General features: G+C 68.0%; 17 protein-coding genes. 6 read left to right on the plus strand and 11 right to left on the minus strand.

Annotated features, from left to right (window positions below; translation table 11 throughout):
* Window positions 1–346: 346 nt before the first annotated feature.
* Window positions 347–853 (plus strand): RICIN domain-containing protein, encoded by a 507-nt coding sequence (locus tag ACV530_RS14345; protein WP_494332797.1) that lies wholly within the window; start codon window positions 347–349, stop codon window positions 851–853.
* 54 nt (window positions 854–907) lie between these two features.
* Here the strand turns inward: ACV530_RS14345 and ACV530_RS14350 are convergent, their stop codons facing one another.
* Window positions 908–1,057: a hypothetical protein gene (locus ACV530_RS14350; protein WP_494332798.1), complete on the minus strand. Its 150-nt coding sequence runs from the start codon at window positions 1,055–1,057 to the stop codon at window positions 908–910.
* Window positions 1,054–1,191, minus strand: coding sequence for a hypothetical protein (locus ACV530_RS14355; RefSeq protein WP_494332799.1), 138 nt, complete (start codon window positions 1,189–1,191; stop codon window positions 1,054–1,056). Before ACV530_RS14355 ends, ACV530_RS14350 begins: the two co-directional genes overlap by 4 nt.
* A gap of 137 nt (window positions 1,192–1,328) precedes the next feature.
* On the opposite strand from ACV530_RS14355, the gene ACV530_RS14360 reads away from it, so the two are divergent.
* The 4 genes from ACV530_RS14360 to ACV530_RS14375 all read left to right on the plus strand — a co-directional run bounded on the left by ACV530_RS14360 (window position 1,329) and on the right by ACV530_RS14375 (window position 4,081).
* Entirely contained in the window at window positions 1,329–2,258 is a 930-nt protein-coding gene (locus ACV530_RS14360; RefSeq protein ID WP_494332800.1) for a helix-turn-helix domain-containing protein, read from the plus strand.
* Entirely contained in the window at window positions 2,170–2,352 is a 183-nt protein-coding gene (locus ACV530_RS14365; protein WP_494332801.1) for a DUF397 domain-containing protein, read from the plus strand. The genes ACV530_RS14360 and ACV530_RS14365 overlap by 89 nt, the downstream gene beginning before the upstream one ends.
* Before the next feature lie 93 nt (window positions 2,353–2,445).
* On the plus strand, window positions 2,446–2,664 hold the full coding sequence (locus ACV530_RS14370) for a hypothetical protein (RefSeq protein ID WP_494332802.1): 219 nt from the start codon (window positions 2,446–2,448) through the stop codon (window positions 2,662–2,664).
* Between the two features lie 466 nt (window positions 2,665–3,130).
* The gene (locus ACV530_RS14375) at window positions 3,131–4,081 is read left to right on the plus strand and encodes a trypsin-like serine peptidase (protein ID WP_494332803.1); all 951 of its coding nucleotides are present in this window, start codon (window positions 3,131–3,133) and stop codon (window positions 4,079–4,081) included.
* 197 nt (window positions 4,082–4,278) lie between these two features.
* Here the strand turns inward: ACV530_RS14375 and ACV530_RS14380 are convergent, their stop codons facing one another.
* The 8 genes from ACV530_RS14380 to ACV530_RS14415 form a co-directional block, all read right to left on the minus strand.
* Window positions 4,279–5,853 carry a multicopper oxidase family protein gene (locus tag ACV530_RS14380; RefSeq protein WP_494332804.1) on the minus strand — a complete coding sequence of 525 codons (1,575 nt, stop codon included), beginning with the start codon at window positions 5,851–5,853 and terminating at the stop codon, window positions 4,279–4,281.
* Window positions 5,850–6,335 carry a hypothetical protein gene (locus ACV530_RS14385; RefSeq protein ID WP_494332805.1) on the minus strand — a complete coding sequence of 162 codons (486 nt, stop codon included), beginning with the start codon at window positions 6,333–6,335 and terminating at the stop codon, window positions 5,850–5,852. Before ACV530_RS14385 ends, ACV530_RS14380 begins: the two co-directional genes overlap by 4 nt.
* A complete protein-coding gene (locus ACV530_RS14390; protein WP_494332806.1) occupies window positions 6,328–7,752 on the minus strand; it encodes an MFS transporter in 1,425 nt (474 codons plus the stop codon). The genes ACV530_RS14385 and ACV530_RS14390 overlap by 8 nt, the downstream gene beginning before the upstream one ends.
* Window positions 7,749–8,102 (minus strand): darcynin family protein, encoded by a 354-nt coding sequence (locus ACV530_RS14395; protein ID WP_494332807.1) that lies wholly within the window; start codon window positions 8,100–8,102, stop codon window positions 7,749–7,751. The genes ACV530_RS14390 and ACV530_RS14395 overlap by 4 nt, the downstream gene beginning before the upstream one ends.
* A 95-nt stretch (window positions 8,103–8,197) precedes the next feature.
* Window positions 8,198–9,094, minus strand: coding sequence for a hypothetical protein (locus ACV530_RS14400; RefSeq protein WP_494332808.1), 897 nt, complete (start codon window positions 9,092–9,094; stop codon window positions 8,198–8,200).
* Entirely contained in the window at window positions 9,091–9,999 is a 909-nt protein-coding gene (locus ACV530_RS14405; protein WP_494332809.1) for a TauD/TfdA family dioxygenase, read from the minus strand. Before ACV530_RS14405 ends, ACV530_RS14400 begins: the two co-directional genes overlap by 4 nt.
* A complete protein-coding gene (locus ACV530_RS14410) occupies window positions 9,996–11,594 on the minus strand; it encodes an AMP-binding protein (protein ID WP_494332810.1) in 1,599 nt (532 codons plus the stop codon). Before ACV530_RS14410 ends, ACV530_RS14405 begins: the two co-directional genes overlap by 4 nt.
* Window positions 11,587–12,291: a thermostable hemolysin gene (locus ACV530_RS14415; RefSeq protein WP_494332811.1), complete on the minus strand. Its 705-nt coding sequence runs from the start codon at window positions 12,289–12,291 to the stop codon at window positions 11,587–11,589. The genes ACV530_RS14410 and ACV530_RS14415 overlap by 8 nt, the downstream gene beginning before the upstream one ends.
* Window positions 12,292–12,711: 420 nt before the next feature.
* Here ACV530_RS14415 and ACV530_RS14420 point away from each other — a divergent pair, with 420 nt between their 5' ends.
* Complete coding sequence (locus tag ACV530_RS14420; RefSeq protein ID WP_494332812.1) at window positions 12,712–13,779, plus strand: helix-turn-helix transcriptional regulator; 1,068 nt, start codon at window positions 12,712–12,714, stop codon at window positions 13,777–13,779.
* On the opposite strand, the gene ACV530_RS14425 is transcribed toward ACV530_RS14420, so the two are convergent.
* Complete coding sequence (locus ACV530_RS14425) at window positions 13,671–15,911, minus strand: MMPL family transporter (protein ID WP_494332813.1); 2,241 nt, start codon at window positions 15,909–15,911, stop codon at window positions 13,671–13,673. The genes ACV530_RS14420 and ACV530_RS14425 overlap by 109 nt on opposite strands.
* Window positions 15,912–15,994 lie beyond the last annotated feature (83 nt).

Raw genomic sequence — 15,994 nt, forward strand, 5'->3', positions numbered from 1 at the left:
GCGTACGCCTGGCAATCACGCCGATGCGGAGCGTGATCGACGTGACCTTCTGGCTGGAACAGCACGGCCCCGATGACACATTCCCGCAGCTCCACACTCAGCCCTTCCGAACGTTGCGCGGAATTACGGCCAACGGCGACTTGGCCTTTTTGCGGGCTTGCACGGCAACACCCGCCCATGGGAATGAAGTTGATTGAAGCCGAAACGTGGGCAAGGGAACGCTGACCCATTTTCGACTTCCGGCAACCCCATGGAAATCCATAAGTTCGCCTCGAAGCAAAGGCTTCACAAATCTCTCACCGCCGTCTCACAACCCATACGGCGCGTGAAATAGGGGAGGAAAACCATGGCACGAATCAGAACTGCGGCTGCCGTTGCACTCTCCGCGGCTACCCTCGTCGGCGGCGGCCTGCTGACCGCTGGCACCGCCACGGCAGCCAACCACCCGTCGCGCACGACGGACGTCGCGCACACGTTCCAGAACGTCCAGAGCAACCTCAACCTCGAGGCTTTCGGCAACGACCAGCTCAAGGTATGGGCCCCGGACACCAGCGGCACCCAGAACTTCCGCCTCCTGCCGGTGGCCGGCCACAACGCGACCTACCAGCTGCAGAGCACGTACCGCAATCAGTGCGTAGCCGCCGCGGGTATGGACAAGCCGATTAAGTTCGAGGCCTGTAACACCCAGGCGCGCGAGCAGTACTGGCACTACGACATCAACGCCGACGGCTCGGCGTTCGAAAGCGTCAAGTACCGCGGCGCGGCCATCACGGACGAGCGTGGAATCAGCCAGTCGCCGGTGCAGCTCGCCCCCCTCACCGGTGCCGACAACCAGCTTTGGCAGATCGGCTGACATCAAGCAGAACCGAAGGGCGGCATCGATACGATGCCGCCCTTCGGGCTTTTCTCAAGAGGAATGCTGGCGCTCCCGGTGCGAATCCAGGGTCCTGCCGATACGGGCCGCCGCCTCCGTGTCACCCCTGAGCGCGGCCGCCAGCTTCGCCGCCGCCAGCATGCCGCAGGTGACGCACCGCTGCTCCCCTGGCGGGGCCGTCATGCGTGAACCTCCCGCAAGTGGCGCCCCATGATCACGATGCAGTCGGTCACCTTGCTCTGATCGCCCCGCTCGACGGCTTCCGCTCGCTCGGCCTTGATCCGGTCGCACTCCGCGCAGCGGCTCTGCCCTGTCATTCGTTCGATCCTCCGTGTGTTCTGTTCTTGAGGAGCGGGCAACTCCCCTTACGGAAAACCAGGTTTCCGCTGCGGCAAGCCGTGGGCCAGGGGTTTTATGTTTCCAACAGGAATGGAAAAACACGGGAGTTGAACGAATGACCGATGAGCCGCAGGACGGCCCCGGGTACTACGGCCGCGAGGTGAGGTGCGCGCGGGAACACGCGGGCGAGACGCAGCTGCAGCTCGCCGACGCGACCGGGTACAAGGTCCCGTACGTGTCGAAGGTCGAGAACGGCAAGACGCTCGGGAGCGAACTGTTCGCGGCGGGGTGCGACCGGCACTACGGCACGTCCGGCTACTTCCTGCGGCTGCACCAGCGATTGTGCGAGCGGGGGCATCCCTCCTGGTTCGTGCCGTACGTGAAGCTGGAGCGAGAGGCGAAGGCCATCTGCGCCTACTCGTGCCCATTGATCAAGGGGATTCTGCAGACGCCAAATTACGCCGAGGCCGTTTTCCGGTGGGCTCAGCCACCCATGTCCGCAGACAGTGTCAAGGCGCGAGTCGAGGCCCGCATGGCTCGGCGGCAGGCCCTGGAGGGTGAGAATCCCTCGACCCTCTGGATGATCCTGCACGAGTCCGCCCTACGCACCGTGGTGGGCGACGCAGCCGTCATGAGCGAGCAGCTCGGGCAGCTGCTGACAGACTCGGAAAGCCCCCAAATCACCATCCAAGTCCTGCCGTTCGAGGCGGGCACGCCTGTATGGCTGCCCTCCTTTACCCTGCTCACGCAAGAGGAAGGGCCCACCTTCCTCTACGAAGAAGGCCAGCAGAGCGGACGGCTGGATGACTCAGCGGCGGTAGTGGCGAATGCACAGGCCGTCTACGACCGCTTGCGTGCCGACGCACTGTCACCCGCCCAGTCGGCGAATCTCATCCGCAGGACATCGGAGGCGTACATCCATGAGCACCACCCCGGACCTCTCCCACGCGATATGGGTGAAGTCGAGCCACAGCGGCCCAAACGGCGGAGACTGCATCGAATGGGCCCCCGCCTTTACGGCCTCCGGCACCGTCCCCATACGTGACAGCAAGAACCCCCACCGCCCCGCCCTCGCCTTCCCCGCACCGTCCTGGACCTCTTTCGTCACCGCACTGAAGGATTCCCTCAACGCTCCGTGATCTACATCTCTTTGCCAGGTCTATACCAACGCGGACGACCATGCAAAGATCATCAAGCGTTCAACCTCCGCAAGGTTCCTGGAGAAAGATCCTGTGTCCATAAGCGATGAAGCAATCCGTCTCAGCGTGAACGGCCAGGAGTTCGCAGTCCGAACACGAACGGCCGAGCCCGGCGTCTACGACTTCGTATGGCTCAACGGCCCTATCGGCAACGGGTTTACCAGCAAGACCTGGGACCGAACCCTCATGAGTCCCGAAGAACTCGAAGACGCCGTCAGGAATTACCTCGACACATACGACCCTGCCGGCTGAGCACACTGCCAAGCGCGCCGCGCGGGTGGGGGCGGCTACGGTGGGCGGTTTACGTGGCGCGTGCTTGGCCGTCTGCCCGCATCGTCGTTGTGCACGTCGAAAAGCGGCTTCCTGCGGCGGGTGGGGCGGGGGCTTGACGAGCCTCAACGGCCCCAGGTGCCACTCCCGTTGCCGCCACAGAGGGTTACTGGCGAGTCGGGTACGGGTTTCCCCCCGAAAACTGCCCTCAGAGGTGAGGAAACCGGTACCCGGTTCGCCGTTCGGCATCCGGAGCCACCGCGCGCCCGCACCCGGCAACGGGCATCGGCCGCGCCCCCTCCCCCGCCCGTAACCAGCCGCTGTGCGCCGAAGGCGCGAGACGAGACCCGCAGTTGCCCTGACGGCGTTTATCGCACGGTTTATCGCGTGTTGAACGGCTTCCCTGACGCTCGCCTGGTCCCCACCCCTCACCGGGATCACTCGACAGATGGGAACCATCGTGCGCCGAATAGCAATTGCCGCGGGCGGAGCGGCCGTTACCGCTCTCCTGGCCATCGGCCCGGCCACCGCGCAGTCCTCGCCCGCCGGTCCGAGTCCGTCGCCCAAGGCCGGCACCGCGGTCAACCACACTTCTCAGGCAAGACTCGACGCCTACTGGACGCCCCAGCGCATCGCCCACGCCAAGCCGATCGCCGCACCGGCCAAGGGCCGCCCGGCATCGGCGACGGCGACGGCCGCCAAGGGCAAGCCGAAGCTCATCCCGGCCTCCCAGCCCAAGGGCAAGCAGGGCCTGCGGCCGAAGACCGCCGCCAACGCCAGTGTCTGGGGCACCACCGGTCGGCTGGTGTTCACCGTGCCTGGCAAGGGTGACTACATCTGCACCGCCAACGTCGTCACCAGCAACAACCACGACGTACTCGCCACCGCACGGCACTGTGTGATGGACATCGGCACCGGCCAGACCTACACCAACTTCCGTTTCGCCCCCAACTACAACCGCGGGAACGCCCCCTACGGCTGGTGGAACTGGCGGTCCATCGGCTGGCGCACGGACGACACGTCGCCCGGCGGTGACAACGCCTTCGTCGTCATGAGCACCGGCGGCAACAGCGGCCAGCATGTGCAGGACGCCGTCGGCGGGTCGGGCATCGGCTTCAACTGGGCGACGAACAACTACGCGCACGCCATCGGCATCCCCGGTGACAAGGACTACGCCGTCTGGTGCGAGGGCATGCCGCGCGATGCCCAGCAGGGCGGCGTCAGCATGCCCTGCAACGGCCTCGGCGGCGGCGCCAGTGGCGGGCCGTTCACCGTCAACTACCAGAACGACGGCTCGGCGGTGCAGACCGGCAGCTACTTCGGCTCCTGGGGCGACGCCTACTGGGCGTACTACCGGGACGCGGCCTGGCAGGTCTACAACGGCGCGCAGAACGCCTAGGAACTAGGGGAAGGCTGCTGGCCCCGCCGCGTGAGTGGTGGGGCCAGCAGCCTTCTCGCAGCGGCACAGTTCACTTCACGTGCAGCCCGAGTCCGCTCGTACCCGGCGCCTCCGCCCCCGGCAGCAGCCGCATGTCCACCTGCTCCATCGGCGCAAGGCCACTTGAGGCTTTCTTGAAGCCTCGGCCGATCACCCCCTCACACCACCTGGAAGTTGGCCATCATGGCCATGTCCTCGTGCTCGAGGTTGTGGCAGTGCAGCATGTAGCGGCCCCTGTAGCCGCGGAAGCGGACCAGCACGTCGACGACCTCGTACGGCCGGACGTCGACGGTGTCCTTCCAGCCCGCGTCGGTGGGAGCCGGGGATCGGCCGCCACGCGACAGCACCTGGAAGTGGGCCAGGTGCAGATGCACGGGGTGGTGGAAGTCGCTCGTGAACCGCCAGCGCTCCACGGTGCCCAGACGCGGCCGGGCCAGGGTCTCCGAGACGCTGAAAGGACGGCCGTTGACGGTCCACGCGTCGTCGGTACGGCGGAAGTCGAAGTGCCGGGTGGCGACGGCGGACGCCGGGTCCAGGGCCTCGTATCGGGAGAGGCGGGCCGGGACGTGGCTGGGGTCCTTCTCCGCACGGGTGACTCGGAAGCGCATGACCTGACGCATCCGGCCGTCCGCCAAGGTGTTGACCAGGGTGACGTGACTGCCTGTCGGGCACGATGCGAAGTCCACGACGACGTCGAAGCGTTCGGCCGGCGCCATGGGAATGGCCTTCAGACGCTGGGGTGCGGCGAGCAGACCGCCGTCGCCGCCGATCTGGATGAACGGCAGGTTGTCCCCGTGGTCCCTCTCCAACGCCAGGCGGTAGCGACGGGCGTTGGAGGCGTTCAGCAAGCGCAGGCGGTAGCGCGTCGCGGCGACCTCCAGCTCGGGCCAGGGTGCGCCGTTCACGAGCTGTACGTCGCCGAGGACTCCGTCCATGTAGGCGTCCTGGACACCCGGGGTGCCGGTGCAGGACGGGGAGTTGCCCGGGTAGCGGAAGGAACCGTCCTCCTCGAAGGAGCGGTCGCAGATCATCAGCGGGATGTCCCGGTCCCCGCCAGGCAACGGGAGAGCGTCCTCCTCCTGGTCGTGGATCAGGAACATGCCGGCCAGTCCGCGCCAGACCTGAGGAGCGCTGAAGTCCATCCGGTGGTCGTGGTACCAGAGCGTCGCGGCCCGCTGGTCCATCGGGTATGCGTACGTCTTGTAGCCCTCGGAGACCGTCCAGTCGGAGGCGGTCGTCTCCATGCCTCTCATGCTGTGCGTCATCTTCCGGGCGCTGAACTCAGCACCGCACTGGGGTGGCACCAACACATCGGTCGGGTAGCCGTCGGAGTGCGGGGGCGTGACGCCTCCGTGCAGGTGCGTGGATGTGGGCACGGAGAGGTCGTTGCGTACGCACACGGCCATCGGACGCCCGGAGCGGCCGACGAACGTCGGGCCGGGAAAGATTCCGTCGTAGCCCCAGACGGTCGTCCGTGTCCCCGGGATGATCTCCACGGCCGCTTCGCGTTGGACGATGTCGTAGCGCTCGGTCCCGTCCACGAGACGGACCGGACGGGCGTGCGGCGGGATGGGCAGCGGGACCGCGAACTGCCTCGGCGGCCGGATCCGGCTCGTCAGGACCGTTCCGGTGTGCTCGCCGGTCCACTGCCCGTACGCGGCCGCGCCGAGGGGGACGGCCAGTCCCGCGGTGAGGCCCGCTGCCAGGCCCAGGAACCGTCGGCGCGAGGTCACTTGCTCTCCTCCTCAGAGGCCTCAGATGCCTCGGAGGCCTTGTACATGAACGACCAGCAGGCAAGCGCCGCCCCGGCCCCGAAAAGGGCGACGCCGAGCGGGACATGGCCTCCCAGCATCCGGGCCGCGCCGAGACCCATTTGAGCGGCGACCAGGACGAGCAGGCCGACGGCGGCCGGGAAGAGCCAGGCAGGTCCCTTCAGCCGTCGCCGGACCAGCAGCGCGGCGACCGCTTCCACCAGGACGAGAGCGGCGAGCACCTGCGCGTTGGCGGCATGCAGGTCGAGGAAGCGCACATCACCGGTGATGAAGAGTCCGGCCAGTGCTGCCTGGAGCAGCGTGTCGAACAGGAACAGGACTGCGACCACCCGCAGGAGCGTGAGCGGCCAGGGGCGGCGCGGGGTCGCCGGTATGCCGGAAGGAGGTTCCTCCCCCGCCGGGCGCAGACGCTGAACCGCTGCGCTCGTGGACGTGTCAGCCATGGGCCACCTCACTGGCGGGGCGCGGCGCGCCGGAGCTCAGTCGTCGTGCTGCCAGCAGAGTCAGCGCCCCGGCGACGGCCAGGACACCGAACGCCAGCCTGTAGGACACCGTTTGGGAGTCGCCGCCCGGGAAGTGCTCTTCGGCACCGTGCTGGATGCTCGCGATCAGGTTCACACCGATTGCCGCTCCGACGTTGCGGCACAGCGTCACGGCGCCGGTGTACGCGCCGAGTTGCTCCGGCGGTGCGGCGTTCTGGGCCTGCACGAGGGCCGTGGCGGCGGCGAAGCCTGTGCCGAGCCCCGCGAACAACTGCCCGGCGACGGCGAGCGGCAGCGACGGATGCGAGGCCAGACACAGCACGGCCGTGCCCACAACAAGCAGCGCTCCGCCCACGGACGCGACCGCGCGCCCCCCGTACTTGCTCAGCAGCCCCGCGCATACTGCGGAGCCGGCCACCCACCCCAGGGAGGCGACCAGGACGACGAGGCCGCTCGCCGTGTCACTCGCTGCTCCCGTCCTGGACAGGGCCAGAGGAAGCTGGGTGACCGAGGCGTAGAGCACGACCGATGCGCCGATGGAGACCAGCGCCGCCGCCCGAGGGCCGCGATCCGCCACGATGGCGAGCGGGACCAGCGAAGCCGAGGGATTCCGTCGCACCTGCCGGATGTGCAGGGCGATGGCGCCGGCCCCGACCGCCGCAGCAGCGGCAAGGACCGGAAGGACCGGGGACACCAGCACCACCAGCAGCGCCGTGAGGCCGAGGGAGAAGGCCGTCAGCGCCCGGACGTCGACCCGGGCCCGCTGCATGCCGTCCATGCTCCGGCCCGGTGCCCGGCGTGCCACCACGATCGCGGCGCCCAGAGCCAGCGGCAGGTTCGCCGCGAACACCCAGCGCCAGCCGACCGACGCCTGCGCGGCCGATCCGAGCGCCGGTCCCGCGACGGCGGCCAGACCCCAGACCGCCGAGAGCAGACCCTGCATCCTGGCCCGGCCCGCGGCGTCGAAGACCTGCCCCACCAGTACGTACGACAACGTCACCACCGCACCGGCGCCCAGGCCCTGCACCATGCGGGCGGCGATCAGGGCCACCATGCCCGGAGCGACGGCCGAGCCGACCGAGCCGACGGTGAACAGCCCCAGCGCGGCGCACATCGATACGCGCGACCCGTACCGGTCCGCCGCAGCGCCCGAGACGGCGGTGGCGAGGATGCTGCAGAGCAGGAAGCCGGAGACGAGCCAGGGATACAGTTCCTCGCGCCCGAGTGTGCGGGCCATGGCAGGCAGGATCGATCCGACGACGGTGGAGTCGGCGGCCGCCAGGAACAGGGCCAGCAGTGCGCCGGCGATCAGTGCGCGGCGCCCGGCCGGAGCGCCGCCCTCCGCCCGTGCCTCGCGGCTCTCGTCGACGACGGTCACTTCGTCTGCCCGTCCCCGCCGTTGCCGGTCTGCGCCTCGAACGCCCGGAAACCGTCCTCGATGCCCATGAAGATGTCGTTCACGACCAGATAGCCCTGCGCGATGAGCGGCGAGTCGCGCAGTTCCTCGATCAGGAAGTAGTACGCCTGCAGGTCCTCGGTCTCCAGCAGGGCGAAGTCGGAGAACGCCGTGTGGAACGCCTCGGCGTCGAAGAAGCGCGCCGAGACGCGGTCGGCGTACTTGGCGAACACCGGGAGGATGTGGGCGGCTTCCATCGCGTTCCGCTTGTCGCGGGGGAGCGCGAGCCAGGCCGGGGTGAAGGTGTAGGTCAGGATGATCGTGGTCTTCATGGCAGTTCCTCGGGTGAGGTGGTGCGGGGTGGGAAGAGGCACGGTGCCGGGCCGCTCCGGGGATAGAGCGGCCCGGCACCGTGGGTCGATGGCCGTCAGACGTGGACGGTGGTCGTGCCGCTGAACTTCTCCAGCAGGGCACGCGTCGCGTCGTCCAGGGCGTCGTCGAGCTTGGTGATCGGCCCGGACAGGGCGTGCCGGCCGAAGGCCATGGTCAGTTCCACCTGCATTTGGTGGATCAGGTTGTCCTCGGTGTAGTCGACGCCGAAGGTGTCCTTGGCGTGCTTCTCGTACAGCATGGCCAACTGGATGTTGAGCGCCTCGGTACCCGCGATGATGCGCCGCATCGCCGCCTGCTCCTCCTCGTCGAAGGAGGGGATCAGTTCGTCGATGACCCAGTGGTCGGTCCGGACGTGCCGCTCCTCGTCGAGGTTGTGCAAGTGGAGCAGCTTCGGCAGGAAGTACGTCATCTCCGGGTCGTACGCCCGGGTGCGCCGCTCGATCACTGTGATGATCGATTCGCCGATGTACGCCGTGCAGCACAGGGCGGCCAGCTTCACGTAGGGGGACTCGTTCCCCAGGTAGAGGGAGAGCCGCTCGTTGAAGAGGTTGTCCGGCAGGACGAAGTCGACGCCGCCGAGTTCGCGTACATAGCGGTAGAACGCGTTGGCGTGGTTGAGCTCTTCCGAGGCGAAGCAGGAGAGCGCGTCGTGGAGGCCGCGTCCTTCGGTGAACGGGTCGTCCATGCCCTGTACTTCGGACAGGACGATGGACATCACCGCGGAGACGTGCCGCTCGATCTCGGCGAGCTGGCCGAGTTCCTTGACCGCGTAGGCAACCGCGGCCTGTTCGTGGCCTTCCTCGTCGAAGCAGACCCGGGAAAGATAGGCGAGTTCCGCATCGTTGCGGGCCATATCCCAGGGCAGGGCGTTCGGGTGGAACGTATTGATGTGGGCGAGTTCGTTGACCCGCTCCAGAGCCTGGGCCGTCATGCCGCCTCCACCTCGATGTAGCTGAGGGCGTTGTAGATGGTGCGCGCGGGGTCGGCGATGGCTCGCCTGCCGTGCATCACCCGGGTGTTGTCGATGACGGCGATGTCGCCGTCCCGCCAGTCGAGGTTCTCGGTGAACCGGTCGGTGACCTCGGTGATCTCCTGGAGCAGTTCGCCGGAGAACTCGGTGCCGTCGGCGAAGGTGATGCGCGGCTTCTCGTAGTTGGTCGAAGGGCCGAGGATCGAGTTCGCGAAGGCGATGCGCCCGCCGAAAAGCGTCGGCGCGGCAGCCGGTGTACGGAAGGCATAGGTGATGCCGCCGTCGGGCCGCAGTTCAACCGTCGTACCCGGGACGGAGTCGGCGAGGGCACGCAGCTGATCGAAGGTGATCTCCTCCAGCGGCACCCGCTGCTCCAGCATGTGGAAGGCCATGGCTCGCCACTGCTGCTCACCGACGTAGCGGGAGTAGACGATGTCGTGTGCCGAGAAGGCGGCCTTGGCCTCGTCGGACAGCGCGTCCCAGACCCGGTGGCCGTCGCAGACAGTGGTCTGCGAGCCCTCCTTGGCGGCCTTCTCGGAGAAGAACCACGCGAGGTGGGAGCGGAAGGGGTTGTTGCCGTTCTCCGTGTGGAGACCGATGGGGCCGGTTCCGGCGTCGACCTTCTGGGCGACTTCGGAGTGCAAGTCGCGGGCCGGGTCGATGGTGGTGCGGACGCTGACGTTGTTCACCAGTGTGGTGAAGGAGTCCATGTCGGCGCCGAAGCCGCGCAGCAGCAGGAAGCCGGACTCCGCGAGCAGCTTCAGGAGATGGACGGAGTCCACGTCGGCGACCGAGCCGAGGCCGGCCGGGGTGAGGACGAGGCCCTGCCCGGTGCCGTAGGGCGTGGTGCGCACTGCGGTACTCATACGTGCTCCTCGATGAGGTCCGGGACGAGCAGGAGGTCGCGGACGGCCTGCCGCCTGGGGCGGCCGGTGACGGTGAAGCAGGTGGGATAGCGGGTGTCGTCCTCCCTCATGAGACGGATGTCGGTGACGCGCTCGACGTCCGACAACTGCCTCAGCCCGAACGCGGTGATCTCCTCGCGGATCGCGTCGTGATCACCGTCGGCGTCCACGACGAACAGGCCGCGGACGGTGTCGAGCCCGTCGGCGAGGACGACGGCCTCCCTGACGAAGGGCAACTGCCGGTACTGGCCCTCGACATACTCCGGGGAGACGTTGCGGCCGCCCGCCGTGATGACGATGTTCTTCTTGCGGCCGACGATCCGGAGGTAGCCGTCGTCGTCGACGGTGGCGAGGTCACCGGTGTGCAGCCAGCCGTCCTCGTCCACCGCGCAGCTGGAGGGATCCTCGACCGTGTATCCGGCGAAGAGCGATGTGCTGCGGACGTACAACTCACCGTCCTCGGCGAGGCGGACCTCGACGTGGTCGAGGGGCTTGCCGACCGTGCCGATCCGTACGTTGCCCGGGAAGTTCCAGGCGACCACCGAGCTGTTCTCGCTCAGGCCATAGCCCTCGTAGAGCGGCAGGTCGTACTCCCGCAGGCGGGTGAGGACTTCGGGGGGTACCGGGGCGCCGCCGCAGGCGATGAACACCGGTCCCTCGTGGCCGAAGAGGCGCTGGTGCCGCTGCCGGAGGTCCTCGTCCGGCCGGGCATCGCACAACGTCAGGAGCAACGCCGCCATGGTCGGCGGGACCACCATGGCAGTGGGCCGGGCGGAGCGCAGCAGGGACAGCATGCGCGGTCCGGCGTCGCCGGTGGTGCCGACGAGCGCCGTGCCCGGCGGCAGGAAGGTCACCGACCCGCCGGCCAGGAAAGGCATGTACAGGCCGGTGACCTGCTCCACCAGCAGGCTGAGCGGAACGATGGACAGGTAGCGTCGGAAGATCTCCGGATCGCTGCGGCGACGCAGTGACTCCAGCAGTGCCTCGATGCCGTGCCGGCGGATCATGACGCCCTTCGGCGCCGAGGTCGTCCCCGAGGTATGAATCACCTTGAAGACGGCGTCCTCTTCCCACGAGGCGATGGGGTGCGCCACCCGCTCGTCCCGGTACGCCCCCGCTGTGATCAGGGCGGGCAGATCCACCACGTCGATACCGCAGCCGGCCGCGAGGACGCGCTCGGCGCCCCACTCGGCCAGCTTGTCGGCGCCTCTGCCGTCCACGAGGCACGCATCCGCTCCGGCCAGCAGGGATGCCGCCTGATCCGCGCTGAAGGCGGTGGGGACCGGGGTCTCGACGGCGCCGGAGAAGAGCAGGGCGAGGTCGGCGACGACCCACTCGGCCGAGTTCTCGGCCAGCAGACCGACCCTCGGCGGACGCCCCAGACGAGCGGCGAGGACGGCGAGCTCGTCGGCGAGCACCCTGGCGGCGCCGATCACCTGCCGATAGGTCCACCTGAGAGAGGGGCCACCGGCCGGGGAGAGCACCTCGACCATGGTGTCGTCGCTGCCGGCGCGGGCCAGCAGTCCGTCGATCAGCGATACGCGGCGGTCAGACACCGGCCAGCTCCTTGGGCCGGCGCCGGATCAACTGCATGTCGATCGAGGCGAATTGGTATCGCCCGACGCCGTTGACGAAGGACTGTGTCTGCTCGGCGATCACCGCGTAGACGACGAGAGGCCGCTGGTCGTAGAAGGTGCCCCAGCCCTCCAGCTCGCCCGGGTCGAGCCGGGCGGGGTCGGCTTCACCGATGGAGTTGAAGACGATGCCGAGCCGCTTCTGCAGGGCGAGCGAGCGCTGCGTGGAGGTCATGACGGCATAGCGGCAGCCGAGACCCCACAGCACCACGGTCAGCGCCTTGAAGAGTTCGGCTCCGGCGGTGACACGGACCGAGGCCACCGAGCCGAGCTGCACGATCTCGTGACGACCCGTCAGCGGCTGCCCGTCCGCGGCGATCATCTGCTCGACGGGAGCGTCCAGGTACTTCTCCAGAAAGAGCGGGCCACCCTCGGCCGGCGTAAGGCCGGTGCAGGCAAGGACTTCCTCACGACCCGTCTCCTCATTCCGTTCCAGATAGGAGAGGAAGCGCTCCGGATTCACTTCGACGCGGGCACCGAAAGTGTCCGCATAAACCTTCTTGACCAGTTCGGCAGATTCCCCCCACCAAACCGTTCCACGCTCAGACAAAACAATACGCATTACCTGCACCCCCGTGCGACGTTTGTTCTCGGCGTCTGGTTTCAACGTGTCGGCCACCACTGTCGCGTATGTGCCACTGGGGCCTTGAACTGCGCGTACACAGGCGGCATGGCATTTTTGCCACACATTAAATCCCCCCGATGAAATGACGATGAAATCCGTCAGAGAGTATCCGGACCACTCTTCCGGGACCGCTCCCACTGACGAACCTCATCCTGCCTGAGCCCAAACGGCCGAACCACGTTTTCGGGCTGCGCATGCACGCCATGGCATAAATTCGCCAGACCCGGTCCGGCATATCTGCCGGAATGCGGGACGACTACCGGGAAGTTAAATCCGGAGCTTGATCCTCCGGCCCGATGAGCGATGTACCGTGCCATCTCGCGAGCTATCGGGGTGGTACCCCCTGTGCTGCGCGAACGGTAACGTGCAGAGGTCCGTGTGACTCATCGGGAGAACGGGGCACAAGTGGGACGAGTGACGGATCCGCGGGGCGAGCCGGGGCAGAGCACGGCGGCTCCGGCCCTCTACCGCTGGGTGAAGACCGGCGGGACTCCCGACGACCGGACCATCCGCTCCGAGTTGGCGGTCAGCCCCAAGGAACTGGAAGTCGCCTGGCAGGAGTTGAAGGAACTCGGCCTGGTTCGCACCGAACCCGGCGAGGCATCCCTCTCCGTCGTCGATCCCGAGGCCGCGCTGCTGCGCCTGCTCGAGGAACAACGGCGCTACTTGAACCTGCACATGGACTGGCTGGACCGGGGCATGTGGGCGGTCGAGAGCCTCGTCTGCCGCTACCGGCACACCGCCGGACACGAACAGGCCGACATCGAGGTCGAGGTGATCACGGACACGGATCGCATCGAGCGTCTGCTCGACGACCTGGTCGACCTGGCACGCACGGATGTGGCCTCGCTGCACGCCGGCCCCCTGCCGCCCGCCGAGATCCTGCGCGGCGGACTCGAACGCGACCGCGTGCACGTCGAGCGTGGGGTACGGGTCCGCACGGTGTACCCCTCCCGCTTCGCGTGCGTCCCTTACGTTCAGCAGCACTTGCAGGAACTCCTCGCGCTGGGCAGCGAAGTGCGGCTCAGCCCGACGGTTCCGCTGCACATCATCGTGGCGGACGGCCGTATCGTGCTTCTCCCCATCGATCCGGACGAGCCGCAGAAGGGGGTCATCCTGGCGCGCGGTGCCGCGCTGGTCCGCTCGTACGCCGCGTTGTACGAGTACTGCTGGCACGCCGCCTCGCCGGTGACCGCCGACCACGGCGTGGAGCCGCCGGGCCATGCCGCCACGGAACAACAGCAGGCCGTGGTGCGGCTGATGGCCACAGGCATCAAGGACGAACAGATAGCCCGTCATCTGGGTATCTCCTTGCGGACGTTGAGCCGTCTCACGTCGGACGTCATGCAACTGCTGGGGGCAGAGAGCCGTTTTCAGGCGGGCGTCCGGGCACTGGAGCTGGGCTGGCTGAGCCGGTCGGCGGGTTCCGCGGACGACACCGGCTGCGCCGACTCGGGCTCGGCCGCCTCCCGCACTCCGTGACGGACCCACCACCGGGCGAGCGGCGCCGGTGCCCACCACGCGGCGCGCCCGAGAAGGCGGAGAACGGCGGGCATGAGCAGAAGACGGACCACCGTGACGTCGAGAATGATGGCAACCGCCATGCCGACACCGATCATCTTGACCAGGCTGATGCCCGAGGTGGAGAACGCGGCCACGACCACCACCAGCAGCAGTGCGGCACTGGTGATGATGCGCGCGCTGCGCTGGACGCCGACCGCGACCGATTCCACCGCGTCACCGCTGCGGTCCCAGTGCTCCCGCATGCGGGCCAGCAGGAACACCTCGTAGTCCATGGACAGTCCGAACAGGACCGCCAGCATGAGGATGGGCTGGCTGGCGTCGAGTGTCCCGGTCGCCGTGAATCCGAGGAACCCGGCGCCATGCCCCTCCTGGAACACCCACACGACGACACCGAAGGCGGCGAAGAGCGAAAGGGCGTTCATCGCCACGGCCTTGAGGGGCAGGACGAGCGAACCGAAGGCCAGGAACAGCAGCACCACAGTGGCGAGCACGGCGGTCAACGCCATCCAGGGCAGGTGCGCGCCCAGGCTGTCGAGCTGGTCCACGAGCGCGGCGGTGACGCCGCCCACCAGCACCTGGGCACCCGCCGGTGGGGGCACGTCGCGCACCTTCGCGACGAGTTCCCTGGCCTGCTCGCTCATGGAGTATGAGGAGTAACCGACCTGGATGAGCGCCGAGGAGCCGTGCACGGCCGTCACCTGGGCTCCATCGGCCCCGGGCACCCGCGACAGCCGTCGGCCGAAGGCCACGAGGTCCGGCCGAGCACTCGCGCTGTCCGCCTGCCTCCCCCCGTCGAAGGTCACCACCACGGTCATCGGAGAGGTGAGATTCCCGGCGAAGTCACGGTCCACGCGCTCACTGGTCACCCTGCTGCCGGTGTGCTCGGGCAGTACCTTCTCCGTGACGCCGCCCCAACTCGCCTGCAGGAAAGGCAGACCCAGAGCGACCAGTAGCGCGACCACCGGCGCGGCGACCAACACCGGCCGGCGCATGACCGCTCGCGCGGCGCGGTACCAGCGTCCGGCTTCGGCCGGGGCCTCCGCTCCGGCTCCCCGCCGACGGCCGGTCGGCAGCGGGATCCGAAGGGCGTTGACGCGAGCACCGAGCACCGCCAACAGCGCGGGAAGCACGGTGAGTGAAGCGGCCATGGCAATGACCACGGCTGCCACTCCGCCGTACCCCATGGATCGCAGAAAGCCTTGCGGGAAGATCACCAGGCTGCCGATGGACACCGCGACCGTGACCCCCGAGAAGGCGACCGTCCGTCCGGCGGTGGCCATGGTCTCGCGTACCGCTTCGGCGGTCGACCGGCCGGATGCCATCTCCTCGCGGAAGCGGCCCACCACGAACAGCGCGTAGTCGATGGCCAGTCCGAGCCCCAGCATCGTCACGATGTTGAGCGAGAACACCGACACATCGGTGAGCCAGGTCATCACCCGCAGCACGGAGAAGGATCCGAGCACCACCAGTGCCCCGACCGCGAGCGGCATCGACGCCGCGGCGAGCCCGCCGAAGATCATGACAAGGAGGAGCAGGAGAACAGGGGCGGACAACGTCTCGGCACGTGAGGTGTCCTGCTTGGTCAGCATGCTCACGTCGTCGAAGACGACGGCGTGGCCGGTGAGCCCGAGGCGTATGCCGGACGCGGTGAACTTGCCCTTGATACGGCCGAAGACGTCTTTGGCCCGGTCGGCGTCCGGCGCGTTGAGTCGCAGGGCCGCGAAGGTGCTGTGGCGGTCGTGGGAGACGAAGGACGGGGACCGAGTGGACCAGTACGTCCGTGCGCTGCTCACCTCCTCGTGAGGCAGCCCCCGGAGCGAGTCCTCGACCGCGCTGCGGAACGCCGGATCCTGGACCGTCCTGTGCGGATCGCTGAAGACGGCGATCACATCCGTACGTTCGTCAGGAAACTGACGCTCGATGCGCTGCGCCGCGCGCTGCGACGCGCTGCCCGGCGTGTCCCAGCCACCGCTGCCCAGGTCATCGCCGACCCGGCCTCCCCACACTGCGCCCACGACCACGACGGCAAGACCCAGAACGAGTATCAGCCATCGGCGTCGTACGACCAGATCCCCCCAGCGAGCAAGCATGTCCCCTCCGTGCCCGTCCAGCGTCCCTCGTTCGTAAACAGCGTTAGCTTACGGCGTTTACTAGACGCTACAGGCGTTAGCAT

The organism is Streptomyces sp. SX-6, from assembly GCF_059089585.1.

Excerpts from the sequence above, each read along its gene's own strand:
- ACV530_RS14345 (WP_494332797.1), top strand. The coding sequence starts at position 347 with ATGGCACGAATCAGAACTGCGGCTGCCGTTGCACTCTCCGCGGCTACC.
- ACV530_RS14350 (WP_494332798.1), bottom strand. The coding sequence starts at position 1,057 with ATGACGGCCCCGCCAGGGGAGCAGCGGTGCGTCACCTGCGGCATGCTG.
- ACV530_RS14355 (WP_494332799.1), bottom strand. The coding sequence starts at position 1,191 with ATGACAGGGCAGAGCCGCTGCGCGGAGTGCGACCGGATCAAGGCCGAG.
- ACV530_RS14360 (WP_494332800.1), top strand. The coding sequence starts at position 1,329 with ATGACCGATGAGCCGCAGGACGGCCCCGGGTACTACGGCCGCGAGGTG.
- ACV530_RS14375 (WP_494332803.1), top strand. The coding sequence starts at position 3,131 with ATGGGAACCATCGTGCGCCGAATAGCAATTGCCGCGGGCGGAGCGGCC.
- ACV530_RS14385 (WP_494332805.1), bottom strand. The coding sequence starts at position 6,335 with ATGGCTGACACGTCCACGAGCGCAGCGGTTCAGCGTCTGCGCCCGGCG.
- ACV530_RS14395 (WP_494332807.1), bottom strand. The coding sequence starts at position 8,102 with ATGAAGACCACGATCATCCTGACCTACACCTTCACCCCGGCCTGGCTC.
- ACV530_RS14400 (WP_494332808.1), bottom strand. The coding sequence starts at position 9,094 with ATGACGGCCCAGGCTCTGGAGCGGGTCAACGAACTCGCCCACATCAAT.
- ACV530_RS14405 (WP_494332809.1), bottom strand. The coding sequence starts at position 9,999 with ATGAGTACCGCAGTGCGCACCACGCCCTACGGCACCGGGCAGGGCCTC.
- ACV530_RS14425 (WP_494332813.1), bottom strand. The coding sequence starts at position 15,911 with ATGCTTGCTCGCTGGGGGGATCTGGTCGTACGACGCCGATGGCTGATA.